A 25,696-nucleotide genomic window follows, 5' to 3' on the forward strand; every position below is an offset into this window, starting at 1 on the left:
GCTTTGTGTACGAGATACACAAGGTCGGAGCCTTTTATGGTTCATGATTCGCAATCGTCCCTTAAATGAGTCCTACAAGCGATGTCTAGGCAGTTATCTTAGGTTCGGGCAGCCTCATAAGCAGCGATCTTCTCCTCATGCTGAAGTGTCAGCCCGATATCATCCAGGCCGTTCAACAGGAAGTAACGACGATAAGAATCCACATCAAAAGAGTAGGAGAGACCGTAATCATCTTCCACCAATTGTTTATCAAGGTTAACACGTAGCTGATAACCTTCATGTTTTTCTGCTCGATCAAACAGCTCTTGAACCTGATCTTCGGAGAAGGTAATCGGGAGAATTCCGTTTTTGAAGCAGTTATTGTAGAAAATATCGGCAAAAGATGGGGCAATAATCACTTTAAAGCCATAATCAAGCAAAGCCCATGGAGCGTGCTCCCGAGAAGAACCGCAACCAAAGTTATTGCGGGCAACCAGAATGGAAGCCTCTTGATAGCGAGGGTGATTGAGCACAAAGGAATCGATTTGTTCCCCTTGTGGAGTGAATCTCCACTCATAAAAGAGGAATTGACCAAAACCTGTGCGTTCAATTCGCTTAAGGAATTGCTTTGGAATAATGGCATCTGTATCAACATTCACCCGATCAAGCGGAGCTACTACACCTGTATGAATTACGAATGGTTCCATCGTTTCATCCTCCTATCAAATTACCGAGTTAGACGTTCGCTGTTTCTTTCAGCCATTCACGCACATCAACGAAGTGCCCTGCAATAGCCGCCGCAGCCGCCATTTCTGGTCCAACGAGGTGAGTACGTCCACCGCGTCCTTGACGTCCTTCGAAATTGCGGTTGGAGGTAGAGGCGCAGCGTTCACCATTTTCAAGAATATCCGGGTTCATGGCCAAACACATGGAGCAGCCAGATTCACGCCACTCAAAGCCAGCCTCGATAAAGATATGGTGCAAGCCTTCTTGTTCAGCGCGTTGTTTGACTGTTTGAGAACCTGGAACGACCATAGCGTGAACGTGTGGAGCGACTTTTCGTCCTTTGGCAACCGCTGCCGCTTGACGCAAATCTTCCATTCTACCGTTTGTGCAAGATCCAATGAAGACACGATCGATCTTGATCTCACTCATTGGGGTACCTGGCGCAAGTCCCATGTAGGCGAGGGCGTCTTGTGCCGCTTTCCGTTCGTTGGCGGTAGCAAAGCTCTCGGGATGAGGGACTACGTCTAGAATGCTGGTTCCCATGCCCGGGCTGGTTCCCCATGTTACCTGTGGAGCAACCTCAGTTGCATCGATTTCGACAGTATGATCATAAGTTGCTCCTTCATCTGTCACCAGATCTCTCCATTTCTCAACGGCTAAGAGGAAGTCTTCTCCTTGTGGGGAATAGCGGCGACCTTTCAGATAGGCGAAGGTCGTTTCATCTGGAGCGATCAAACCGGCGCGTGCTCCGGCTTCAATGGACATGTTGCAGACGGTCATCCGTTGCTCCATGGTCATATTTTTGATGGCGTTCCCTGTGTATTCAATCACGTATCCCGTTGCGAAATCAGTCCCATACTTCGCGATGATGGCTAGAATCAAGTCTTTTGCCGTTACGCCAGTAGGTAGATCGCCATTAACGGCAACCTGGAGAGTTTTGGGCTTCTGCTGCTGCAAGCATTGAGTGGCTAGAACGTGCTCAACCTCACTGGTACCAATTCCAAAAGCAAGGGCGCCAAATGCTCCGTGTGTTGAGGTGTGGCTGTCACCACAGACGATCGTCTTGCCTGGATGCGTTAACCCTAGTTCGGGACCGATAACGTGGACAATTCCTTGATCGGGGCTGTTTAAGTCCGCGAGTCGAATTCCGAATTCATCACAATTTGCGGTTAAGGTCTCCATTTGTTGACGAGAGATCGGGTCTTTGACATTGTAGCGATCTTTGGTGGGAACATTGTGATCCATCGTAGCGAAGGTCAGTTCCGGTCGACGTACCTTGCGATTAGCCAGTCGAAGACCTTCAAACGCCTGTGGCGAAGTTACTTCGTGAACCAGGTGCAAATCGATGTATAAAAGGCTTGGTTTCCCCGCTTCCTCGTGAATAACGTGTTGATCCCAGATCTTTTCGAATAATGTACGTGGTTTCATGTGATTCCCTCCCTGAACCTTTTTCTGTTTGACTATTATGAATAGTTGTACCATGATGTGTATAATAGGTCAAAGATATATTAATTATAGATTCGATAGGTTTTACCTATAGGAGGTTACCATGGAACTGAGACAAGCCCGATATGTATTGGCTGTTGCGAGCGAACGTAGTTTTTCGAAAGCGGCTGCCTTGCTTCATCTCGCTCAGCCTTCACTCAGTCAACAAATAGCCAAGCTGGAAAAAGAGTGGGGGGTCCAGTTGTTTCACCGCTATTCCCAGCAGATCGAGCTAACGGATGCGGGAGAGCGCTTTGTTCAAGTCGCACAAGCTTTGATTGACAAGGCTGAAGGGCTGGAAAGAGAGATGCGAGCATACGCCAAAGCGGATTCAGGCAAGCTTGTGATCGGCAGCTTACCCATAACCGGTACGCATGTGTTGCCCAATGTTCTCTCGGCGTTTCATCAACAGTATCCAGGAATTGAACTGAAGTTGGTAGAGGAGCGGTCTAGCCAGCTGGAGGAAATGCTGTTACGAGGGAAACTGGATGTCAGCCTGTTGACGATGCCAATTACCGATCCGCAGCTGTTGATTGAGCCCATTATCCATGAGGAAATTTTCCTGGCGGTACCTCCTCTGCACCCTATGGCACATAAGGCAGTTGTCTCTATTGAAGCATTGGCGGATCAAAACTTCATCCTGTTAAAAGAAGGCCAAGGTTTTCGTCAAATCTCCATGGACTTATGTCAGGCAGCCGGATTCAAACCAACGATTGTGTTCGAAAGCACTAATATACAGACGGTCCAATCTCTAGTTGCCGCTGGCATGGGGATTTCGTTTATTCCGCAAATGATTACGCGCTCGCCTTGGATAACAGATTCTCCTGTTTATGTAAGGCTAGAATCACGACCGCACCGAACACTGGTCATGGCTGTTCATAAGGATCGCCATCTGTCGCTTCCGGTCAAAGCGTTCATGGAAGTGTTGAGAAGAATATCCAAGTCGTCTTGAATCGTGTCCTCTAAGAGATTAGATACACTTTCGAAAAGAATATGGTAAACTACAGCTAAGAACAGAGTGGAAGGAATGAATCCATCATGAAGGAACTTAAAACACAATCCGAATTCGATGAAGCGATTGCTTCTTCAAAACCGGTTATTGTCAAATTCTATACAGATTGGTGTCCGGATTGCCACCGAATTGATCCGTTTATGCCGGAGGTGGAACAGGCTTACGCGGATAAACTGGACATGGTAGCCGTTAATCGGGACAATTTTGTCGAGATCTCTCAAGAGCTGCAAGTAATGGGAATCCCAAGCTTCATCGCTTTCCAAAACGGTAAAGAACTGGTGAGATTCGTGAGCAAATTAGGTAAGAGTCGTGCGGAGATCGAACAATTTCTTGATCGTACGGTTCAGGTGAGTGAAGCACTAAAACAAGCGTAATAGCATGAGTGTATAAGAAAAAGAAACCTGTTCATCCTGAGGTTTCTTTTTCTTTGGTTCATTTCACAATGGATAACGAGAGGATGAAACCCATGAGAAATCTCTGTATCGCCCATCGAGGCTGGTCTGGCAAAGCACCGGAGAATACGCTTGCGGCTTTTGAACTTGCTCTTCGGCAACCCGGAGTGGACGGGATCGAACTGGACGTCCATCTAAGTAAGGATGGGGTTCCCGTTGTCATTCACGATTTTCACTTGTCTCGAACAACGAATGGAGCAGGGAAAATAGCAGATTCTACATTCAGCCAATTGCAACAATTGGACGCTGGTTCGTGGTTTGCTCCGTCATTTTCTTCACAACGTATTCCTTCGTTAGAGCAGGTTTTGCAAATGTACAAGGGGAGTAAGCTGATTAATATTGAACTGAAACAAATTGATAATGTCTACGATGGGTTGGAAGAACAGGTGGTTCAATTCGTTCATTCCTATCGGATGGAGGAGCAGGTGGTGATCACATCATTCGATCATTATAGCGTTCAGAAGGTAAAACAGCTTGCTCCACACCTCAAAGCTGGTCCAATTCTTTGTGGTAATCCGTTGCTTTTGGAGGAACAGCTGCAAGAAATGAACGCAGACTTCCTCTCCATTGACTGTGAGTTTGTTACCCCACGGCTGGTTGATAAGATGAGGAAGTCGAATACTACCATTATGGGGTGGACAGTGAATGAACCGGAAACGATGAAAGAACTGATGAATCTGAGCAAAGAAATATGGATTTGTACCAACCATCCAGATCGGTTGCTAGCGTTATAGTCGAAAGGAACGTGAATAAATGATTTCAATGATTAGAGAAAAGGAGTGGTTGGTTGGTGAACTTCAGCCGCTTCCCAAGGAGATGAACTATGGCACCTTGCTGCGTGATCAGTGGGGGTTGCCCAAAAAAATGGCCCATCTTCTGTTTCAACATAAAGAGGTTTTGGTAGATGATCAGCCGGTCCTGCAACATACCCCAGTCCATGTGACGGGCACTATCAAGCTGCGGGTCCTTCAGGAAGAGGACTACGGAATCGAACCGAAGACGGGCAAGCTGGAGATTGTGTATGAGGACGACCACCTTTTAATTGTCAATAAACCAGCAGGTTTGCTGCTTCATCCGACGGAAAAATCACATGAAATCACGCTGGATCACTACATAGCAGGACATTTTCAGCAACAGAACCTTCAAACCAAAGTTCGCCATGTCCACCGATTGGATCAAGAAACGTCAGGAGCTGTGCTCTATGCCAAGCATGCCCTTGCCTCTTCGTTGCTTGACGAGTTGTTGCGGCTCCGAAAAATCAAGCGATCCTATACGGCTTTTGTTCAAGGAAGAGTCAATCAAGAGCTGGGGAAAATCGATGCTCCAATTGGTCGTGATCGTCATCATCCAAGCAGGCGACGAGTGACTCCGCAGGGTGAGCATGCCGTGACTCATTATCAGGTTGTCAAACGGTACCCGCAAGCGACTCAGCTTCTCTGTCAATTGGAGACAGGCCGAACTCACCAGATTCGGGTTCATCTTAGCCACATGGGTCATCCACTAATCGGAGATACCTTGTATGGCGGAAGTGCCAAACTGATCACAAGGCAAGCTCTACATGCCGAAAAGCTGACATTGGTTCATCCATTTGGTGGGCAAACCATTCAGGTCGATGCTGCTTGGCCAGATGACATGATTGAGCTTCAAGCGAAGTTTCGCTAACCACCGTATTAATCCTATGATCACTTAAAAGGACGTCGGATCCTCAGCTTGGGCGAACAAGGCCTTGCTCATCTTGAATAGACTGCCTGAAGAGGAACCGACAGAAAAGGGTGATCGAGTGAATAAACCCATTATCGGAATACTTACTAGGCGGGAAGGCAAGCGATTTATGGAGCCGCAGTACTTTCGTCGATTAATTCGGGCGGGTAACGAGCTGGGAGCGATTGTTTTTCTATTCTCTCCAGCGGATGTACGGATACAAGAAGGCAAAGTGAGAGGATATGTCCCGAGTTCGCAAGGTGGCTGGTTGGAACGCTGGTTTCGCAGACCAGATGTGGTGATTGATCGCTTCCGGTATACACCGAACCAATCATTTCGTGAATATGTTCAGTTTCGCAACAATTCCTCGATGGTTTTTGCCAATAACCGGTTAGCGAATAAATGGAGAGTTCATCAGGTGCTTTGGAAGGATGAACAGATGCGTCAATGGCTGCCAGAGACGTGTCATTATCAGCCGACAGCGTTTCGAAATATGTTAGCAAAGCACAAATATGTGTTCGTCAAGCCTAGCAATGGAACAGGTGGAAGAGGAATTTTACGGATAAAAAAAACAGCCAACGGTTATGAGTTGCTGGGCCGAACCAAACAACGAAATATCATTCAAGTCAAGCTAACCACTCCCCAAGCGTTATCTTACCGGGTGAAAAGCTGGGCACAAGGCGAACTCTTTGTCGTTCAGCAGGGTCTTGCCCTTGACTTGATTCCCGGAAGAACCGTCGATATCCGTCTGTTGATTCAGAAGAATAGTGAAGGGCAGTGGGATATCACAGGGATGGGTGTAAGAGTAGGTGGTAGCAAAAGTGCCACCTCTAATTTGCATGGAGGCGGCAAGGCGGTTCCAGCGGTTGAGTTTTTAACCCCACGGTTCGGATCAGAGCAGACTTTGTCCATTATTGGTGAGTGCCATGAACTTGCACATCGGGCGGCAGGTGCATTGGAGAACCATTTTGGCAGGTTAATTGAACTAGGCTTAGACATTGGAATTGACGTCAACGGTCGGGCCTGGCTGATCGAGGTGAATCCCAAGCCCGGGCGTGAAATCTTCCGAGAGCTGGGACAGAAAACAATCTACAGGCAAGCGATTCGACGGCCGATAGAATATGCGATGTATCTAAGCAGAATAAGCCGAGAACGAAAAAGCTAAAAGCTTTGTACAGCAAGCAGTGTCTATAATAATAGGCCCTGCTTTTTTACGATCAAAAGCTGACCTGTCATGATGTGCAGGAAGGATTCTTTTCGTATGACAGGCTGAGGGATGCCATGTTAGAATAAGTAAGCCATCATGCTACTGAATAGGAGTGAACTTACCCATGATAGATTTGAGCAAGTTACGATCACTCGCATCACTCATATATCGGATGGAGCCCGTCTTCTCCCATGCATCCTTAACCAACCTTTCCAATGACAATCGGGATGAGGTAACCAAGTACCTGCAAGAAGGATTAATGGAAGGGAATCCTACCTTATCGATAAGCATCCAGACAAGCTCAGGAGAGTATGCGAACCATTTGGCGATATTAACTGTAGGGAGTAATAAATATACGTTTGCCAAGGATTATCAGGAACCGTACATCAGTGAAATCAATTATTTTTCCGCCCGAATTACCGCGGACACCAACGGAATGCTGGTTTTTCATCGGGATTACCCGGGTGTGGTGTTTGACGTTTCCCGTATATTGGCGGATCACCAAATCAACATATCCAAATTGAACGTGTCACGTGAACAAAAAGGAGAGAATGCCTTACTGGTTTCTTTAACGGATGAGGAAATTACAGCGGAAGTGATCAAGCAAATTGAACAACTTCCTCAGGTTACTCGCGTGATTTCGCTTCAGTAAGGCTTTGGACTAGGAAAGGATGATGAGCATCATGAATTGGCTCATGGGGTTACTTGCCAGTTCGTTGATCGCTGGCCTAGCCTATTGGAAGCGTTCTCTCACATTCTCGGGAGTCCTTGGTGCGATCCTGATCGGCACGATCCTGTATGGCGCTGGAAATATCGGATGGTATGGGGTTCTGCTCGCGTTCTTCCTTTCTTCCACGCTTTTAACCAAGTGGAGGCAGGCGAGTAAAGCCAAATGGGAAGCAGGATATGAGAAAACGGGCAGAAGAGATTTTGGTCAAGTCATGGCCAATGGAGGATTAGCTGCGTTCCTGTGCTTGATCGCATCACTCTATTCAAACGGGATATGGTACGCTGGATTTCTCGGAGTGATGTCAACAGTAACCGCCGATACCTGGGCAACCGAAATCGGTTCTTTGAGCAAACAGGCTCCTCGTTCCATTCTGACAGGAAAGAAAGCGACTCCGGGTACCTCAGGGGCCATAAGCTTATTGGGACTCTTGGCAAGTGCAGCTGGAGGATGTTTGATCGGGCTTGTTGGGGTGGTTTTTAACCAAGGACCAGTATACCTTTCTTACAGTTTCCTTTTGATTGTAATTTGCACAATCTCCGGCCTATGCGGTTCTTTGCTGGACTCGCTTATGGGAGCAACCCTTCAAGCCAACTATCAATGCAAGAAGTGCGGCAACAGGATGGAGAAAAGACAGCACTGCAATCAGCCAACAGAGCTTGTCCATGGGTACTATCTGATCAACAATGATTTGGTTAATTTCATCAGTTCGATCGGTGGAGCAGTCATTAACATTGGCCTAATCAACTTAATACGTTAAGAGAGAAGGAGTATGAATATGAGTGAATGCAAATTGGATCATAGCACAGAAGATGTGAAGAAGAAGCTTGCTGAGCAATCGGGCCATCTTCCTGAAGATATTCGTACAGCACTAGAGACACTTTTAGATCAACCACTCGAGCAAGAGAGACTGAATCAGGTATTTCACCTATTGAAAAAATATGATTTGGCTACAGTGGAGGAGAGACAGGAGCGAGATGTGAAGTTCCGGGCTCTAGTCTAATCAGTTCCATCCAACTATGAAAGGAGCTAGTCCCATGACCAATCAGTCCCTACAGGTAGGCGATCTTGTTCTTGCCTCTAACAAATCAGGCGTATACATAGCAGAAATCATTGATCTCCTTCCTCTCAAGGCAACCATTCAGACGCTAGCGGTTGTGAAGCATCCTTTACAAGGAGACCTTCATCATCCGTATGAAGCGAATGTTTCAGTTTTTCATCAGCGTCGGGCACTGTCCTATCGTGAGCGATTTATGACTCTGCTTTCACAACTAGAGCCTTATGAGGGTGAAGTTCCAGAGTATCAGGAGTCACTCAGGGACGCACTTGATCGAGAAATAACAGAGCTTGGACAGCAAGACGGGAAATGGGCAGAACTATCGCTTCAACAGTACAAGCTGCTAAAGCAAGAATACGTTAATAGGTAAGTTGGGAAGCCGTCTCATCAGGCGGCTTCATGCATCATTTCTCGGGAAAGCGCAGAAACAGACAATTCTCGCCTATAATCAGGCAAGTTCGCCTACTGATAAACGAAAACGCTTACAAAAAGGTGGAGGGACGTCCAAAAATGTCGGAAAAAGACAGAAAGTTCCGCTTGAGGGTGTTTCCTACTATCCAGTATTCTAGTGATAGAGTGATTTGAACGAATTGGAAGGTGTTGCTTTATGTCCATAGAATTACAAGAAATCGTCGCAATGTTGCAAGAAGAAAAGACTCGATATGATCAATTAATCGCAATCAGTATGGACAATCTGAATAATTTACGTAATCGGAAAATGGATGATTCTATCAATGAGGATCAAGGGGAAATAGAGGAGACAGTACAGCGGATGGAAAGTGAAATTGAAATGTTGCATTCGCTCGTCGAAACGATCTACTTCAAGCTGAGAATTCTCACCCTGAACAATCATGCTTCCTGACAGTAGCACAAACTGGATTGGCTGGATCATTGCCCTGCTTTTGCTGGGTGGTGTCGCGTATTACGTGTACAAGTGGAGATAATTCACCCAAGATGATAGAATTTACCAATAAAAAGAGTGCTTCCAGTTGTTGGAACACTCTTTTTATTTTGTTATAATATTCGTTGTTTATCGAACCAAGACGAGAAGTGTTATAATAGAACTCTGTTCCGTTTAAGGGTAGTAGAGTAGGAGGTAGAGAAATGAGTAATCAGCAGATTCTGGAAGACAAATACAAGAAAAGGGAAAACCGTTCGATAGGGAAAAGTATTGCCAAAAGTTTGCCGATTGGAAATTCCAAAAAAATGGTCATGATGGCAATGTCGATTCTAGTATGGGTGGGTTTGCTCCTAGGTGGTTATTTCTTGGCGAATCAATATGCGAAGCAGACGCAACAATACATAGATCAGCGTCTTGATAAGATGCAAGCGACGAATCAAGAGCAAATGCATAAGCTTGAACGCGATTTGGCGACGGTCCAGACCGAAATGACGAAGGTTCATGATGGACTAGCCTATATAGACGAAGAATTGAAATTAACCGGCAAAACCATCGGTGGCTCTGATAAAACCAAACAGGCATTGCAACAACGGATTGACCAGTTAAATCAACAATTAATCCAGCTAAAAACCTCATTGAAAAAACTGGAGGACGCAACTCGTGCTTACTAAATGGCGTGTGTATGCGCTTTTTTTGCTGGCACCCATTATCGGGTTTACCACAGGGTTTTATCAGAGCAACCCGGCTCAGGGTTTAGAAGACTCACGGCTAGAGATTCCAGTTGAAAAATCAAATGATCACATTCAGCAGATTATGAACAAGCTTGAGGAAACGGATGACGTCATCGTCTCGACGGCGAACTCGCTAGATCAATTAAAAGGAACTGCAACGAAGGAAAGTAAGGAATACGAACAACAAAATAGCAAGATTAATGCTTTGCTAGCAACTAGTCAATCGCAACTGAAAAAGTCTGGAGACGTATTGGATCAGATCCTTTCCAAGATGTTAGGCAATCCAATCGGGCAATCGTTTACTACCAACGCCACGGTAAAAGTATATTCGCTTGAAGAGTCAGGATATAGCGGATATATGGCCAAAGTTCGGTTGAAAGATCCCAATGCCCTCAAGGTCGTGTTAGCGAACGATAAGCTAGTGAGCAAAGGGGAAACCACCAGTCATGCGGGAAGCCGCAAGGGCGCGATTCTCGCCGTCAATGCCGGGGGATTTAACTATGGACCGAACGGAAATCTCAGTCCAATAGGGATTACCGTGATAGATGGGCAGATTAGAACCTTTTCTGATAACAAAAATGTAAGCTTTGTTGGCTTCAACAACCAAGGTAGATTAGTCGGTGGTAAAATTCATTCACAGGCTGAGTTGAAACAAAAAGGCATCTTGCAAGGCGCCAGCTTCCTTCCGACATTGTTACAGGGAGGGAAGAAACAACCCATTCCAAGTCAATGGGCGAATACGCGCCACCCTCGTACCTTGATTGGTCACTTCGATAATGGAGATCTGTTATTTATCGTAATCGATGGTCGAGGATATGGCGGTAGCAAAGGAGTAACGCTGGAAGAAGCCCAACGCAAACTGTTGGAATTCCATGTACGAGACGCGTACAACCTGGATGGTGGCGGCTCGAGTGCCTTTTATTACAAAGGAAAAATTCTTAACCACCCATCAGACGGAAGAGAGCGTAAGGTAATCAGTAATATTGTTGTTTTACCTTAAGTACGAGGTGTGGAGGTGTTAGGGGCTAATGAAAGGTAAATGGATGCCGATGTTGGTTTGTTTGTTGCTATGTGTATGCTATACACCTGTTTCAGCAATGGGAAGCAAAACAGAAACAATCCAGATGAAAACAGGCAAAAAGGTGGTATCCTATGTCTATTTTCACCCTTCAGAAAATGTGGAGCTGAAGCCGGTCTTTGCTCAAGGAAAAGTAGGAATGGCAGAGGAATTGAATTCAATGGCAAAGCATAACGAAGCAATTGCTGCCATTAACGGAACGTTTTTTAATGCCTATGATCACCAAGATTTGCAGCCACAAGGTGGAATCGCCAGCAACCAGCAATTGCTCCATTGGCGTGGTGGCCCCACACTTCTAGGCATTTTGAACAATAATGAACTGTTTTTTGGTTCCGCTGATAGCGTCCGCATAGCGGGAAGTCGGAATGATTCCTGGGAGTGGCCACAAGCTTGGTATGCCTGGTTTGTGAATCATCTGCCCACTTCCCAAAACGAGATCGTCGTGTTTACGCCACAGTTTCGCACGAATCAGCTTCAGTTGCCAGGCTTCTCTTTCGTGAATGTAGCGCAAGGGAAGGTGGCTACGATTACCAAAGATCAAACGCAAATTCCATCCAATGGATTTGTCATAGCCTATGGAAGCGCGCAAGCCAAAACGGCGGCCTCTTTTCAAGTAGGGGATCGTGTGGCTTATCGAGTAGATCTTCCGGAACCTTTTAAAACATGGAAATATTTGATTAGCGTTGGACCAAAGCTGTTAACGGGAGGCAAAGTTGACGTGAATTTTCAACGGGATGGGATTCGAGACCCCAAACTATTGACTCAATCCGCGCAACGAAGCTTTATCGGTTATAAAAATGATAAAACCATCGTTATGGGCACAGTAGCGAATGTGACCATCCCGCAACTAGCAGAACTCACTCAAAAGCTTGGACTGCAAGAAGCAATGAACCTTGACGGGGGAGCATCCTCAGGTTTGTACTACAACGGTAAATACCTGACAAAGCCAGGACGAAAGCTGAGCAATTGTTTAGTCGTTGTGAAAAAGCCTGCTTCAAAACCCGCACCACCAGATAGTAAATAATGAAATTGTTCAACAAAGAAGGGGCTATCCCGGAGCTTGAAAATGGCTCTGGGATAGCCCCAATACGTTTCGAAAAACCTATATTGGTCATTGGTTAATGGTTATGAATAATCGTACTTTGGTGATAGAACATTTGCCAGCACCCGTTTGTCAGCTTCCAAATGGAGCTGCGCATCGTATGGATCATTCTGGTTTCATCAGTCAAATGGTATGTTGCTAGTACAACATCATTTGATAGGGGATGTAGTTTAAAATCATTGATCGTCATTTTAAAAGACTTTAACCCATTCTCACAATCTTTCTTGTACCATACATTCCCGTAGCTCCCCACTTCAAACCAGTCATCAGCAAGCAGCTTATCAAGCTCAACAGGAGATTCACGAATTTCAGGTTTCAGTAAACATTCTTCCAATTCAAGGATATGAGCTTTTAAAAGGTTTAACCCCATTTCCTTCCTCCTAAAACGCATATGATTTTCTTAAGCAAGAAAATGAAAACCGCCGACAGAATTCTGCCGGCAGTTTGTCGTGTAAGTGGGCCCAATTATTTCGCTTCACCCAAGAATTTTTTACCATTTGCTTCATATTTGTACGCGTATACGGAAGCGTATTTGTTATCGCCTTTTTCGTCGAAGGTCACTTTTACGAATTGACCTTGGAAATCAGTGGTTTTGTGGATTGCATCGAGAACTTGTTGACGGGAAGGCTTTTTGCCGCCGTTCGCTTTAATCGCTTCCTCAATTCCATGAATGACTACGTTTGCTGCATCGTATCCGTAAGAAGTGAAGATCCCAACTTTTTTGCCGCTTGCTTTTTCATAGTCAGCAACCCACTTTTTGCCTTCATCAGTAGAAGTTACATCGTCAACTGTCGAGGTATAAACAACGCCTTCTACAGCAGGTCCGGCGATCTTCGCCATATCAGCGGAGTCTAAACCGTCAGCACCCATGAAAATGCCTTTGTAGTTTTTCTCGCGGGCTTGTTTAACCAAGATTCCGCCTTCTGCATAATAGCCGCCGAAGTAGAGGAGATCAGGGTTTTTGGCAGTTACTTGGTTGATGACCGCACTGTAATCCTTCTCACCTGGAGTGATCCCTTCGAAGCCAAGGACTTGTACGCCGTCTTTTTCCAACTGTTGTTTCACTTGTTCAGCAAGCCCTTGTCCATATGCGCCTTTATCGTGGATGATAAAAGCAGTTTTTACGCCCAATTGGTTTTTAGCGTACATCGCAGCTTTGGAACCTTGTTGGTCGTCGCGAGCGCAAATACGGTGAACGGTTTTCTTGCCATCATCCGTCAGCTTGGAGCCTGTCGCAGATGGAGAAACCATTGCCAAGCCTGCTTCTTCATATTTAGCAGAAGCGGGAATAGAAGAGCCAGTTGTAATATGACCGACAACAGCGAGTACATCAGGGTTGGAAATCACCATTTCCGCGTTAGCGACACCTTGTTTAGGGTCAGCTTGGTCGTCTTGTTTGCTTAATTCGAGATCGAAGCCAAGTTTTTTAAATTCGTCTTTTTTCAAATCAACCGCATATTGCGCTCCAGAAAATGCGGAATCACCATAATCCGATGCGGAACCGGAGAGAGGTCCAATACCTGCAATCACAATTTTTCCGCCATTTCCACCAGCATCACCTGCTGGTTGGCTAGTACCTGAATTGGAGCTAGGCGTAGCGGAATTACCGCCTCCACAGCCCGTTAATGCTGTTCCTAATGCAAAAGCAGTGGTTACGAAAGCTAAGGTTGATTTTTTCATCATGTAATTTTACTTCCCCCTTTAATTAATTTCTTTAATTTTCAGACAAAACAAGCGAGTATTTCCCATGATTTGGTATGTAATCTTTAAGGAAAAACAGATACTGCTTGGCTTCTTTTTCATTTTAATAAAAAATTAGAAAATTGCAATAGAAATAATTATCTGTCTTCTTTTAAAAAATAATTTATTTGCGGATAACCTATTAAACTGAAGCATAAATTTATGAGCTGATGAAACAGAATAGACGCAAGTAGTAAGCATCGATAGGCATTTAAGGAGCATTTCTCTAGAAACGTGCATAGAATAAAAGAAATGACTACTCAAACGGTGCGAAGTTTTAAGCAAACTAACAAGGAAGGATGTAAAGACATGTCAAGTGTAGTGACTCCTCAACCAGATCCGCAAGATGTAGAGAAGAACAAAGTCATCGCATTGCTCTCCTACATTATTTTCTTTCTTCCGTATTTAGCTGCGAAAGATTCTCCATTCGCGATGTACCATGCAAATCAGGGGCTTATTTTGCTTCTTACCTCTCTTGTTTTAAACTTTGTGGGTTCGATTATCCCGGTGTTGGGGTGGTTTATTATCATTCCGTTCGGTAATTTGGCGATTCTGGTTTTTCTCATTCTCGGAATCCTGAACGCCGTGAATGGGCAGATGAAACCACTGCCGTTGATCGGGAAATTCCAGTTAATCAAGTAAGGGAAATAGTAAAAAAAGGCTTTCACGTCTTAGGTGAAGGCCTTTTTGGTGTTAATCGGAGGAATCTTCCAACACCTCATGCAGAAAGTGATACAAATTCTTTATTTCAAAATACGAAAGCGATAGACTTCTGGCAGGTTTATAACCTTCTTGGTCCATTGAATCCGTGCGTAATAAGACGAGAGTCTCACTTGCGCCAGAAAACGTTGCCGTTAATACCTGTCGACCATGATCATTGAGAACAGCTGTCTTCGTTTTATTGTTCATGTTTCACCCTCCGCAAATAGGCTATCTTACTCTATTCAGTTTGTCAGAATTTCATACCAGGAGGATTCAATCAATCACGGAAAATAAATAACGACAAATCGATAGTATCAATTTGACAATATTGGTTCATCCTACGTACACTGAAGTAGACAGATCATTGGGAGGGAATTATGTCCAAGTATCGTTCCCCTGACGGATTGCCGGTGGATATCTGTGTTTTTACGATTTTATCGGAACAGAAGAAAACGATAACCAAGTCACTTCCTCATAAAGAACTGCACATCATGTTGATCGAGAGAAAAAAACCGCCGTGGGAAGGGAAGTGGGCACTGCCTGGTGGATTTACCCGCGAGAATGAGACATTGGAGCATACGGCATTTCGGGAGCTGCGTGAAGAAACCAATATTGGTGAGAATGTCCACATGGAGCAATTAGGTGCTTATTACCGACCTGGACGAGACCCGCGTGGCTGGATGCCGACTGTCGTATTTGTGGCATTGGTAGACGAATCCCGGCTGGCGCATCGTAAGGCAATGGATGACGCGGCGGATGTCTGTTTGTTTCCAGTGACGAAGGCATTGAAGATGGAGCTCGCTTTTGATCATCGTGAGATTCTGCAGGACGCTTTAGTGAAAATTAGAACGCATATGTTGACGACAACGATTGCCAAAGAATTCTTGCCTCCAACCTTTACGATCAGTGAATTGTATCAGGTAATCCAGACGATTGTTCCAGAATTTACGGAGGAAAAGCCTAATTTTGTGCGCAAATTGGTCTCGACCAAGACCCGAAAAGGTTTATTGGAAGAAGTCCTGGATGAGTATGGACATCCGCTTTACTCGGGTAGATACTCGCAACGCAAAGCGAAATTGTATCGGTTTACCAATTACCAGCCGAAGATCTCGATCTACAATTCGTTAATGTTTTGACTTCTTTCGTTAAGTTTCAGTCTAACAAGGGGGAAGTAACATGAAAAAAGCACTCATTGTGATTGATTATACGTACGATTTTGTTGCTGACGATGGCAAATTGACCTGCGGAAAACCGGGCCAGGAGATCGAGCAGCGAATCTATGAAATCACGGAAGCGTTTATCGCAGCAGGGGACTATGTGGTGATGGCAGTGGATGGTCATGAAGAGGGTGACATCTATCATCCTGAGAGTCAATTGTTCCCACCGCACAACATCGTGGGTACGGATGGGCGTAAGTTATTTGGTTCTTTGCAGTCCTTGTTTGAACAACATCGTGAAAAAATTCACTGGTTGGATAAAACAAGGTACAGCTCATTTGTTGGCACTGACCTTGAACTGCGGTTGAGAGCGAGAGGGATCGAGGAAGTTCATTTGGTTGGAGTTTGTACAGATATATGTGTTTTGCATACAGCGGTAGATGCCTACAATAAAGGATTAAGGATCGTTATTCACGAAGATGCTGTACAAAGCTTCAATCAGGAAGGTCATCGTTGGGCTTTGCAGCATTTTCAAGGATCACTTGGCGCATCCGTGGTGAAGAAGGGAGAGTAGGACATGTACGGTGAACAGCTGGCTTTACATACTGATAAATATCAAATCAATATGATGTACGCACATTGGAAAAACGACTCTCATCGAAAAAAAAGCGTGTTTGAGGTTTATTTTCGCAAGCTTCCATTTGGTAACGGTTATGCTGTCTTCGCTGGTTTGGAGCGAATTGTCCGATATATATACAACTTGAAATTTTCCCCTGAAGAGATCGCGTTTCTGAGAGAACAAGAAGAGAACTATGACGAGGCATTTCTTGAGGAGTTGTCTCGATTCCGCTTCACAGGAACGATTCGCTCTGTGCAAGAGGGAACAATTGTATTTCCGAATGAACCGCTGGTACAGGTGAAAGCGGATGTATTTGAGGCGCATCTAATCGAAACGGCAATCCTTAATTTCATGAACTACCAGACGTTGATCGCGACAAAAGCGGCACGAATCAGGCAGGTAGCTCCTCATGATGTTCTGCTGGAGTTCGGAACCCGTAGAGCACAAGAAGCCGATGCTGCAATATGGGGAGCTCGAGCGGCTTACCTCGCAGGGTTCGATGGAACGTCGAATGTCCGGGCCGGAATGATGTTCCAAATACCGGCCAAAGGAACGCATGCGCATGCTTGGGTACAAGATCATCCTACGGAAAAAGAAGCATTCGTCAATTTCGCCAAAGCCTTACCGGACAACGTCGTCCTTTTGGTAGACACTTATGATACATTGAATAGCGGGGTTCCGAATGCCATTGAAATTGCCAAAGAGCTGAAGCAGCAAGGAAAATCCTTAAAAGGAATCCGCCTCGACAGCGGGGATCTCGCGTATTTATCGATTCAAGCGCGCAAAATGCTGGATGAGGCGGGTTTCCAAGATGTAAAAATCATGGCTTCCAGTGATCTCGATGAACATGTCATTTTCAACCTCAAAGCACAGCAAGCCAGGATTGATTCATGGGGCGTCGGTACACAGCTAATAACCGCGTCAGACAATCCTTCGCTTGGAGGAGTCTACAAGATTGTGGCAAAAGAGGAGGATGACGAGCTGGTTCCGACCATCAAAATCTCCAGCAATCCTGAAAAAATTACGACACCAGGCTACAAAGATTTATATCGAATCATCAATCGAAAAACAGGCAAATCAGAGGCGGATTATATCGCCATGCATGACGAAGAAGTACAAGGGCAGCCTTCATTGAAGCTGTTTGATCCCGTTCACACCTACCTGCATAAGTTTGTTCAAAACTTCGATGCAATCCCACTCTTGAATACCATTTTTGAAAACGGTAAGCAGGTATACGAACTTCCTTCGCTTCAAGAGATTCGCAAGTATCATCAAGAGCAGTTGGGACTTTTCTGGGATCAATATCTTCGTATTCTTAATCCGCATAAGTATGTGGTTGATATCAGTCAAAAAGTTTGGGACACTAAAATGGATCTGATCCATCGTTTTTCCAAAAAGTAAAGTTGCGCAAGCCATGAGACAGCATTGAATGAATGCCTGTACATGGCTTTTTTTCAACCAAGAGAAATAACAGGCAATCCCTTCACAAAATCTGGTAGGAGATGTAGGATGTTCCTAAGAAGAAGAGAGTAGGAGTTGAAGCGAAAATGAGAGCCAAGTTGATACGAACGGGATATTTATTAGGGGTGTCATCCTTGCTTGCGGCCATCATTTACTTTTTTGCGGCCAATTGGGGCGGTTTCAGTCATTGGGAGAAGCTTGCCACCAGCACTGGTTTCTTACTTCTAATGTACGGGTTGTCCATTCTGTTCGCCTTCCGCAGCAGGCGAAATTATCTTACCCATCTCCTATTAGTTGGCGGTTCGATTACCTTTGGCGTGTGCACGGCGCTTGTCGGCCAGATTTATAATTCACATGCCGATAGCTACTTGTTATTTCTTGTCTGGTTGGTTCCTGTTCTATTACTCGCTTTCGTTACCCGAAAACAAGCGTTTTACGTAATGGGATTGTTTCTGCTTGAATTGACGATGTGGTTCTATATCTTCCCGTCTCATGTGGGCTTTTGGTCATCAGAGCTAAGAATCTTGATTTCCCTCTTAATTGCCGCATGGATCAATAAGATGATTTTTGTACTGACTTACTACCGTGTCATTCACTCGGAGCTTGTCAAATTCTTCAGTTATCTTGTGTTCTATGGAATTATCCTTGCATTGGCTAATACTTTGATATTTGATACGTACGGCTTTTATATGAATGCCATCGCAGTGGTTGTCTTTGCGGTCTGCTTTTACACCTTCCTGAAACGGTCTGTTCAGAAGTCCTACGCCTTGTTGACGGGTTTGTTTGCATCCTTGTACTTGATCTCTAAGTTCATTGAGATTGCGGTGAGGAATTTTGAGGAATGGTTTTTCTTTCTGGGCATCGTTGTCTTTATCGGACTACTGATCCTTAATATCAGTTTCATAAAATATGTCAATCGAATATCGGAACAAGTGGATCCTAGCGATGCAGAAGTTGTGAATGCCGAACAGCTGAAACGAAAGAGTGAATCAGGGACACTGATTGGACGTACCGCTGGAATCGGTTTAACCATCGCTTCTATTGCGATTGGCTGCATCTCGATTATTGGGTTTATCATGATGGTATTTGAATCGGAGTATTTCTTGTTCATTATCTCGATTGCCATGTTGGCTGTGATTCTATTGATGAAGAATGTTCACTCGTATATCCGTTATACGATTATGGCCATCGGGTTAACCGTAGGATTTGTAAGCTTATTGATGATTCGCGAAGTTACCATAAGTATGTGTTATGTAATCATTCTGGCCGCTGTCTGGTGGATTTCACGTGGATTGTATGAGCGACTCATGATTTACAGCACATTTGCCGCGCTTATCCCTAATCTTCAGCTGGATTGGAGTTTTGAAGAAGCGATTTTGGTTTCGTTTCTCATTCATTTCGTGATTTTTATTTCACAAAGCGTTGCACCGGGTAAGTCTGCAGCTTATTTAAAGGAATTGAGCTTTTTTTACGGGTTCGGATTTTTCTTCTGGCTCACCTTTTTTCAGGAAGACAGCCTATTGTTCTACTATGGTAGTAATGCCTTGTTTTTTGTTCTTGCGACAGGTTCTCTTTTTCTTTGCCTCAAGAGGGGATACACCTATTATTATGTCATCAGCATGGTTTTCTGGTTTCTTTATGTGATCTATAAATACTATGACCTTTTCTGGAGCTTACTCAACAAATCGATTACACTGCTTGTGGTCAGTGCGCTGTTTTTTGTTGTGACCTATTGGTATGAGCGAAGAGGAGAACGAATCATCAGCCAAGAACCGAGTGATGTACGCCTCAAAATAATACCGATTTCCCTGATCATATTGCTTCAGTTAGGGGTAACTGGCTATCAAGTTGTCAAAAGTGAAATCATTCTCTCTCAAGGAACCGAGATTAAGCTCAATTTGGCACCCCTTGACCCTCGTTCCCTTTTACAAGGAGACTATGTACGCTTGAATTATGATATTTCAGATGCCCACACACTTCCACTGCCTGAACACAATCAATGGGGCTTCGAACAAAAAGTCAGGGTGGTTCTTCAGCGAGATGACAAGGGGATTTACATCCTGAAAGGACTTACCGATGTAAATGGCCCTAGTTCGAAGATAAATGAAGTTATCCTCAATGGTAAAAGACAAGGAGATCGGTTAGAGTACGGAATAGAAACCTTCTTTGTTCCTGAAGGGAAAGGTTTTGATGTGCAGTCTCACGCTAAGTTTGCGCTTGTTCGGGTTGGAAGTAACGGGGATGCGATTCTGGAGACACTTCTTGATGAAGCGGGGAACCCACTGCTTGGCACGAAGTAATGTGCATTTTCACTTCCTCTTTCAAGTAAATCGGAAAGTATATAAGTTTCTGATTTACATAAGTGCAACTACGGCTCTGCTGTCACTAAGGCTCGGCAATCGCCGAGTTTTTCTAATATTCAACTGAGGGTAGATTTGGTATAATATTCTTTGGTGCTTTTTCGTGGAGCACGGGTGGGAGAGGGAACAGAATAAAGAAGGAGTTACATTGCTTACAAGATTCAATCAGATCTTCGAATTGACGAAGAACAACACCTCCGTCAAACAAGAGATTACAGCAGGATTTACGACGTTTTTTACATGCGCGTATATTCTGGCGGTGAATGCGATGATTCTCTCTGACGCTGGAGTGCCGTTGGAAGCAGGAGTAATTGCCACCGCGTTAAGTTCGCTTGCGGGATGTTTGCTCATGGCCTTTTGGGCAAATTCGCCGCTTGTGCTGATTCCAGGAATGGGCATTAACGCATTTTTTGTCTATACACTGGTTCAGTCCATGGGGTTATCCTGGCAAAGCGCGTTAGGTGCTGTTTTCGTCTCTGGAATCATTTTTGCCGTGTTAGCCTTTACGCGGTATTCGACCATGTTGGCGGCAGCGATTCCTCACTCGCTAAAAGATGCGATTACGGTGGGAATTGGACTTTTCCTAACCTTCATTGGACTTCAAAAAGGCGGACTCATTGTCAAAAACGATTCCACGTTTGTTGCGATGGGTAATCTCGGAAGCCTTCATGTCATCCTCACATTAATCAGCTTGACCATTGCGCTGATCCTATTTGTGAGAAATGTCAAAGGCAGCTTTCTCATCAGCATGGTAGCGGGTACGATTCTGGCTATCCTGACTGGAGAGGTGACATTGACCGATTGGCATGCGGAAGGGTTTAGCTCGGCTTCTTTGACGACGGTCTTGGGTGCTTTTTCTCTGAAAGACATGATCTCATTGCCGTTCTGGATCGCGTGCTTTTCGCTTTTGATGATCATCTTGTTTGAGAACATGAGTTTGATCCAAGGAATTTTACCTGACCAAGGGAAGTTTAAACGTTCGTACCAAACAACGGCCATTGCAACGATGATGTCCGGAGTTTTTGGAACAAGTCCAACGGTGGCGTCCGTTGAGAGTGCGGCTGGGATCGCTGCGGGTGGAAGAACAGGGCTAACGGCAATGACAACAGGAATACTCTTTATGGTATCGCTGTTTTTATTGCCTTTCGTGAAGCTGATACCTGACAGTGCGGTTGCGCCAATCCTGATCATAATTGGCGCGTTGATGATCCAGCACATCCAAAAGATTCCGCTACAGGACTTCTCAGAAGGGTTTCCCGCTTTTCTGATCATCGCCTTGATTCCATTGACCGCAAGTATTGCCGATGGAATCGCGTTTGGTTTCATCGCTTATCCGCTGATGAAACTGGCACTCGGAAAAGTAAAGGAAATTCCTGCACCGTTGTATGTACTGTCCAGTTTGTTTTTATTAAACTTCTTGTTGCATTCGATAACTTAAATGAAAAAAGGTAAGCTATCTACTCTTGGGTGGATAGCTTTTTTCTATTAAAATCAACTTTTGTCTATGATCAGAGATAAGAATGTTAAATATACTGCAATAGTATCTAAGGTAGAAAGGAGGAGATTTGGTTGTCTGGTGATCCAACGATCCTTGAAGCTCACACGCTGAGAACCATGGAAGAGACTACGGTTTACGATCAACTCTTTCCTACCACGGATGATACTTCTACAGCCTATGGATTCCAAATCACGTCACAACCGCAAAATGGAATCGCCGATGTTCATACGGATGGGCTGATATCGTACACGCCATACGAAGAGTTTGTAGGAACGGACCTGTTTACCATTCAGGTAGAGGATTCTCATGGCGTTTTAACCAGAAGGACAATTCGAGTTCATGTGGATCCAGTTCCCGATGAACCAGCCCGCCTCACTAAACGACTACTTACTTATACCAATACACCAATCTGTGGTTCAATCGTAAGTGAGAATTCGAATAAAAAGCCATGTACTTGCGGAATTGCCTCTGTGCCAAACGAGGGTACCGTTATTCTTCATTCTGACGGGCATTTTGTCTATACCCCATACCCTAATTTTCGGGGAACGGATCGGTTTAGTGCCTATATAACAGATACCAAAGGTGAATTCGAATTGGGGAACATTACGATTAACATACATGAGCGTAATTGTGAGCCGAATTGTGAACCGATTCCTGAGACATGTCCAAAACCTACTCCAAAGCCATCCTTGGAACTAATTCCGGTAGCTATTGAAAATTGTAGCTCAGCGACTGAAACGATCACCCCGATTGATGATTCTAACCGTGATTCTCTGGAACAAGTCGAGGACAGAGTCGTATATCATGAGAGTCAATCTCGCCCTTCTACTTCGTGGGACATAGGTATTTCTAAACCCGTCCAGAATTGGACCGTGTGTACAGATGAGGGAGTACCGATTCAGGGAAGTGTAAGAAAAAACAGGGGTCGCAATCACCATACTTTCGACTTGATTCAAAAGCCAAAACACGGCGCGATACAACTAAAAAAGCAAGGTAAGTGGACGTATGAACCAAATGAGGGTTATGTAGGGATGGATCGTTTTTTAATACGCGTGACAGATGGAGAAGGGCGTTCTAGTATTGCGCAAGTAACCGTCTTCATGAAAGAAACGGATGAAGAATAAAAAGAAAAAAGGATGGCAAAACCATCCTTTTTCACTGCTTCATTTGTGCGAAGAAACTTTAAAGTGATAAAGTCTTTCGCTATCAAAATACTATTCCATCATTTGAACCAATTTTTTCGAGAGAAGTAGCAGAATGGATCCAAGCAAGATCGCCATTGCCCCAATCGCTCCGAATACTTCTAGGTATCCAAGAGATTCTGTGAAAGCTGCAAGTTGTCCAGCCAGAATGTTGGCAATACCAGAACCTGCCAACCATACACCCATGAGAAGAGAAGCTAACCTAACTGGCGCGATTTTACTTACCATAGACAATCCAACAGGCGACAAGAACAACTCACCTAGTGTATGAAGGAAATAGGTGAATACGATAAACAACATGTTTGCTTTAGTCAGCAGATGTGTTTCGTCGCTACCAGTTTTTAATACAGCTGTAATCAATACCATGAAGCCTAAACCTAGAAGAACCATCCCTAATCCCATTTTAGTAGGGATTTTCAGGTCCCCATTCTTTCTGTAAGAAAGTTTAACCCACAATGCGGAAATGATTGGAGCCAACGCTACGATAAAGAATGGATTCAAGGATTGGAACCAAGAAGTAGGAACTTCCCATCCCATAATTGTTCGATCGACAAATTTATCTGTATAGATTGTTAAAGAACTACCAGCTTGTTCAAAACCTGCCCAGAAGAAAATTACGAAACAAGTCAGAATCAAGATGACTGCTGTTCTTTGTTTTTCTTTTGATGTCAACTTCGTAGAAGTGCTGCTTTGGGAAGTTGCAATTTTTTCTACTTTGCCAACTGGTTTTTTACCAATATCGCCAAGGAAGCGATTACCAAACATATTGAAAATGATTTGACCGATAATCATCCCGATAGACGCTACCAAGAAACCGTAATTGTAACCGTAATGGATGATACCATTCATGTTTGTTTTGAAGTAGTCTTCTGCGAGAAATCCGCACACTAATGGAGAGAAAAAGGCTCCAATGTTAATCCCCATGTAAAAAATAGTAAACGCGGAATCTCTACGATTATCATTTGGACCATATAATTCACCAACGAGGGTGGAGATATTAGGTTTAAAGAATCCGTTTCCAATGATCAAGAGTGCAAGTCCGAGATACAGACCCATCATTGAATGTTCTGCAAATAAGACAAAGTTACCGGCAGCCATGGTGATACCACCGATGGTAATGGCTAACCTTCTTCCAAGGTAACGGTCTGATAAATACCCACCGATAAGTGGTGTAAAATAAACGGCGCCTGTAAACCAACCATAAATGCTCAGCGCCCAACTTTTCTCCATTCCGAGACCACCGCTAATAAATTCGTGCGTCAAATAGAGAACAAGTAACGCTCTCATGCCGTAATAGCTGAACCGCTCCCATAGCTCAGTAAAAAACAATAAGTACAATCCAGAAGGATGTTTCTTTTTTTCTACAACAGTCCCCATTTTACTGCCTCCTTTTTTCTAAGATGTCTGATGATTTTTGAAATAGTTATGAGGCAAGTTTAATTCGCGAACCAATATTCAGTCAATGTGAGGAACTGGAAAAGTGACTTGATAAATGTTTATTAATAAAACATATCTTCCCCAGCTTTCAAGTGGATATACGGGAAAAACCTAATAAAATAAGCTCGAAATTATAATAAAAAATTAAATCTCAGTAATTTATATAACCGAAAAAAATACGCTTATTCTAAAAATAAATCAATTCAAAAAACTTTTTGTATAAACAAAGTTCAGTTGATTGTGTCAACTCTCGGACGATCTCCAACCTAAATATAAAAAAGGAGAGTCCATCCTTTATATAGGGAGACTCTCCTTTTTATCGCAGGTAAATTGACAGCTATCTAACTTCTCTGTTATTTTAGAATCACTGTTGTTTCCAGGAAGTCAAACCTCCCTCGAGAGAAACCGCTTGAAAGCCAGCTTCACGAAGCAATGCCGCTGCTTTTTGAGCTTTATTGCCGGAGGTACATAATGTGATAATTTCGGAGTTTTGCGGCAAAGTCTTTAATTGAATAGCTGCTTGATCAGGTTCATCCCTCATCAGGAGGTAGGGGATATTGAGGGTCTCAATGCCTTCTTCATGTAAACTTCCCGAGAGGTATTTGTCTTCGTCTCGCACATCCAAGACCAGAATAGATTCTTTGTTATTGATTTTCTTTCTTAATTCAGCGGGAGTTATCAAGTCTGATTTCATGCTTATTCCTCCAATCTTTATTTCCACTTCAATTATAGCTTGAAAATGAACTTTGGAAAATAAGATGAAAAAAGTAACTTGAATGATTTTGAAATGTATGCTATCATTAACCGATGCATAAACTCGAATCCGAATTTTTATTTCGCTTTTTTGGTTTCAATCCACACTGGCGCGGTCTTCGGAGCCGCAAGGATGGAAGAGAGGTAGGGCTTTCGTTGTTTTGAGTTTCAAATTTGCGTTCAGCATTTAATTTCATAGTTTTACTGAAGCTAATAATTATCGCATGTTTGATAAGGATTATCACTTCTTGTTTGAAAAGGTATTCCTTACAAATATGTGATTTTTTATTGTTGTATCGATAATAAAGGTTGCATAACACAACATTTTTGGAGGTATTTCGTAATGACAAACGGAACAGTTAAATGGTTTAATGCTGAAAAAGGATTCGGTTTCATTCAAGTTGAAGGCGGAGAAGACGTATTCGTTCACTTTTCTGCAATTCAAGGAGACGGTTTCAAATCTTTGGACGAAGGACAACGCGTTCAATTCTCCATCGTTCAAGGAAACCGTGGCCCACAAGCTGAGAACGTAGTTAAATTGTAGTTCTCTCAAAAAGCTGCCTGATAAAGGCAGCTTTTTTTATTTCATAAACTTCCTTTCTTTTCGAC

The 25,696-nt window shown here is 44.0% G+C and carries 28 protein-coding genes; 21 read left to right on the forward strand and 7 right to left on the reverse strand.

The window, feature by feature from the left end; translation table 11 throughout:
* Positions 1–98 precede the first annotated feature (98 nt).
* Together leuD and leuC are read right to left on the reverse strand one after the other, a co-directional pair.
* A complete protein-coding gene (gene leuD / locus ACQCN2_RS04655; RefSeq protein ID WP_426927730.1) occupies positions 99–686 on the reverse strand; it encodes a 3-isopropylmalate dehydratase small subunit in 588 nt (195 codons plus the stop codon).
* A gap of 28 nt (positions 687–714) precedes the next feature.
* Positions 715–2,133, reverse strand: a complete 1,419-nt coding sequence (gene leuC / locus ACQCN2_RS04660) for a 3-isopropylmalate dehydratase large subunit (protein ID WP_426927731.1) — start codon at positions 2,131–2,133, stop codon at positions 715–717.
* A 121-nt stretch (positions 2,134–2,254) separates the two neighbouring features.
* Between leuC and ACQCN2_RS04665 the strand changes: the two genes are divergently transcribed.
* The 13 genes from ACQCN2_RS04665 (at position 2,255) to ACQCN2_RS04725 (ending at position 12,080) form a co-directional block, all read left to right on the forward strand.
* Positions 2,255–3,142, forward strand: coding sequence for a LysR family transcriptional regulator (locus ACQCN2_RS04665; RefSeq protein WP_426927732.1), 888 nt, complete (start codon positions 2,255–2,257; stop codon positions 3,140–3,142).
* A gap of 83 nt (positions 3,143–3,225) precedes the next feature.
* Positions 3,226–3,576 (forward strand): thioredoxin family protein, encoded by a 351-nt coding sequence (locus tag ACQCN2_RS04670; RefSeq protein ID WP_426928169.1) that lies wholly within the window; start codon positions 3,226–3,228, stop codon positions 3,574–3,576.
* Between the two features lie 92 nt (positions 3,577–3,668).
* Complete coding sequence (locus ACQCN2_RS04675; RefSeq protein ID WP_426927733.1) at positions 3,669–4,388, forward strand: glycerophosphodiester phosphodiesterase; 720 nt, start codon at positions 3,669–3,671, stop codon at positions 4,386–4,388.
* 19 nt (positions 4,389–4,407) lie between these two features.
* Positions 4,408–5,316: an RluA family pseudouridine synthase gene (locus tag ACQCN2_RS04680; RefSeq protein WP_426927734.1), complete on the forward strand. Its 909-nt coding sequence runs from the start codon at positions 4,408–4,410 to the stop codon at positions 5,314–5,316.
* Positions 5,317–5,434: 118 nt separating this feature from the next.
* Positions 5,435–6,520, forward strand: a complete 1,086-nt coding sequence (locus ACQCN2_RS04685; RefSeq protein ID WP_426928170.1) for a YheC/YheD family endospore coat-associated protein — start codon at positions 5,435–5,437, stop codon at positions 6,518–6,520.
* 166 nt (positions 6,521–6,686) lie between these two features.
* Complete coding sequence (locus ACQCN2_RS04690; protein ID WP_426927735.1) at positions 6,687–7,214, forward strand: ACT domain-containing protein; 528 nt, start codon at positions 6,687–6,689, stop codon at positions 7,212–7,214.
* 31 nt (positions 7,215–7,245) lie between these two features.
* Entirely contained in the window at positions 7,246–8,049 is an 804-nt protein-coding gene (locus ACQCN2_RS04695) for a DUF92 domain-containing protein (protein WP_426927736.1), read from the forward strand.
* An 18-nt stretch (positions 8,050–8,067) separates the two neighbouring features.
* A complete protein-coding gene (locus tag ACQCN2_RS04700; protein WP_426927737.1) occupies positions 8,068–8,292 on the forward strand; it encodes a hypothetical protein in 225 nt (74 codons plus the stop codon).
* Between the two features lie 34 nt (positions 8,293–8,326).
* Positions 8,327–8,716 (forward strand): kinase-associated lipoprotein KapB, encoded by a 390-nt coding sequence (gene kapB / locus ACQCN2_RS04705; protein ID WP_426927738.1) that lies wholly within the window; start codon positions 8,327–8,329, stop codon positions 8,714–8,716.
* Between the two features lie 237 nt (positions 8,717–8,953).
* Positions 8,954–9,208: a hypothetical protein gene (locus ACQCN2_RS04710; RefSeq protein WP_426927739.1), complete on the forward strand. Its 255-nt coding sequence runs from the start codon at positions 8,954–8,956 to the stop codon at positions 9,206–9,208.
* A 242-nt stretch (positions 9,209–9,450) separates the two neighbouring features.
* Entirely contained in the window at positions 9,451–9,918 is a 468-nt protein-coding gene (locus ACQCN2_RS04715; protein ID WP_426927740.1) for a hypothetical protein, read from the forward strand.
* Positions 9,908–10,978, forward strand: coding sequence for a phosphodiester glycosidase family protein (locus ACQCN2_RS04720; RefSeq protein ID WP_426927741.1), 1,071 nt, complete (start codon positions 9,908–9,910; stop codon positions 10,976–10,978). The genes ACQCN2_RS04715 and ACQCN2_RS04720 overlap by 11 nt, the downstream gene beginning before the upstream one ends.
* 28 nt (positions 10,979–11,006) lie before the next feature.
* Complete coding sequence (locus ACQCN2_RS04725; RefSeq protein ID WP_426927742.1) at positions 11,007–12,080, forward strand: phosphodiester glycosidase family protein; 1,074 nt, start codon at positions 11,007–11,009, stop codon at positions 12,078–12,080.
* A 94-nt stretch (positions 12,081–12,174) separates the two neighbouring features.
* Here the strand turns inward: ACQCN2_RS04725 and ACQCN2_RS04730 are convergent, their stop codons facing one another.
* Both ACQCN2_RS04730 and ACQCN2_RS04735 read right to left on the reverse strand, forming a co-directional pair.
* The gene (locus tag ACQCN2_RS04730; protein WP_426927743.1) at positions 12,175–12,528 is read right to left on the reverse strand and encodes a nuclear transport factor 2 family protein; all 354 of its coding nucleotides are present in this window, start codon (positions 12,526–12,528) and stop codon (positions 12,175–12,177) included.
* A gap of 95 nt (positions 12,529–12,623) precedes the next feature.
* Positions 12,624–13,841 (reverse strand): branched-chain amino acid ABC transporter substrate-binding protein, encoded by a 1,218-nt coding sequence (locus ACQCN2_RS04735; RefSeq protein ID WP_426927744.1) that lies wholly within the window; start codon positions 13,839–13,841, stop codon positions 12,624–12,626.
* Between the two features lie 366 nt (positions 13,842–14,207).
* Between ACQCN2_RS04735 and ACQCN2_RS04740 the strand changes: the two genes are divergently transcribed.
* The gene (locus ACQCN2_RS04740; RefSeq protein ID WP_426927745.1) at positions 14,208–14,540 is read left to right on the forward strand and encodes a magnetosome magnetite crystal formation protein family; all 333 of its coding nucleotides are present in this window, start codon (positions 14,208–14,210) and stop codon (positions 14,538–14,540) included.
* A gap of 51 nt (positions 14,541–14,591) precedes the next feature.
* Here the strand turns inward: ACQCN2_RS04740 and ACQCN2_RS04745 are convergent, their stop codons facing one another.
* Complete coding sequence (locus ACQCN2_RS04745) at positions 14,592–14,807, reverse strand: hypothetical protein (RefSeq protein WP_426927746.1); 216 nt, start codon at positions 14,805–14,807, stop codon at positions 14,592–14,594.
* Positions 14,808–14,977: 170 nt separating this feature from the next.
* On the opposite strand from ACQCN2_RS04745, the gene ACQCN2_RS04750 reads away from it, so the two are divergent.
* From ACQCN2_RS04750 to ACQCN2_RS04775, 6 genes are all read left to right on the forward strand, one after another.
* Complete coding sequence (locus tag ACQCN2_RS04750) at positions 14,978–15,736, forward strand: NUDIX domain-containing protein (protein WP_426927747.1); 759 nt, start codon at positions 14,978–14,980, stop codon at positions 15,734–15,736.
* 40 nt (positions 15,737–15,776) lie between these two features.
* On the forward strand, positions 15,777–16,331 hold the full coding sequence (locus ACQCN2_RS04755; RefSeq protein ID WP_426927748.1) for a cysteine hydrolase family protein: 555 nt from the start codon (positions 15,777–15,779) through the stop codon (positions 16,329–16,331).
* 3 nt (positions 16,332–16,334) lie between these two features.
* Positions 16,335–17,777 carry a nicotinate phosphoribosyltransferase gene (locus tag ACQCN2_RS04760; RefSeq protein WP_426927749.1) on the forward strand — a complete coding sequence of 481 codons (1,443 nt, stop codon included), beginning with the start codon at positions 16,335–16,337 and terminating at the stop codon, positions 17,775–17,777.
* 146 nt (positions 17,778–17,923) lie between these two features.
* Positions 17,924–20,137, forward strand: coding sequence for a GDYXXLXY domain-containing protein (locus tag ACQCN2_RS04765; RefSeq protein WP_426927750.1), 2,214 nt, complete (start codon positions 17,924–17,926; stop codon positions 20,135–20,137).
* 208 nt (positions 20,138–20,345) lie between these two features.
* A complete protein-coding gene (locus ACQCN2_RS04770) occupies positions 20,346–21,635 on the forward strand; it encodes an NCS2 family permease (RefSeq protein ID WP_426928171.1) in 1,290 nt (429 codons plus the stop codon).
* 131 nt (positions 21,636–21,766) lie between these two features.
* Complete coding sequence (locus ACQCN2_RS04775) at positions 21,767–22,819, forward strand: Ig-like domain-containing protein (RefSeq protein WP_426927751.1); 1,053 nt, start codon at positions 21,767–21,769, stop codon at positions 22,817–22,819.
* A gap of 90 nt (positions 22,820–22,909) precedes the next feature.
* Here the strand turns inward: ACQCN2_RS04775 and ACQCN2_RS04780 are convergent, their stop codons facing one another.
* Both ACQCN2_RS04780 and ACQCN2_RS04785 read right to left on the reverse strand, forming a co-directional pair.
* Positions 22,910–24,274, reverse strand: coding sequence for a peptide MFS transporter (locus ACQCN2_RS04780; protein ID WP_426927752.1), 1,365 nt, complete (start codon positions 24,272–24,274; stop codon positions 22,910–22,912).
* A gap of 424 nt (positions 24,275–24,698) precedes the next feature.
* Complete coding sequence (locus ACQCN2_RS04785; RefSeq protein ID WP_426927753.1) at positions 24,699–25,028, reverse strand: rhodanese-like domain-containing protein; 330 nt, start codon at positions 25,026–25,028, stop codon at positions 24,699–24,701.
* 402 nt (positions 25,029–25,430) lie between these two features.
* On the opposite strand from ACQCN2_RS04785, the gene ACQCN2_RS04790 reads away from it, so the two are divergent.
* Positions 25,431–25,631 (forward strand): cold-shock protein, encoded by a 201-nt coding sequence (locus ACQCN2_RS04790; RefSeq protein ID WP_426927754.1) that lies wholly within the window; start codon positions 25,431–25,433, stop codon positions 25,629–25,631.
* The last annotated feature ends 65 nt before the right edge of the window (positions 25,632–25,696 follow it).

Origin of the sequence: Brevibacillus ginsengisoli, assembly GCF_050113715.1 — a bacterium.
Classification (GTDB): Bacteria; Bacillota; Bacilli; order Brevibacillales; family Brevibacillaceae; genus Brevibacillus_H; species Brevibacillus_H ginsengisoli.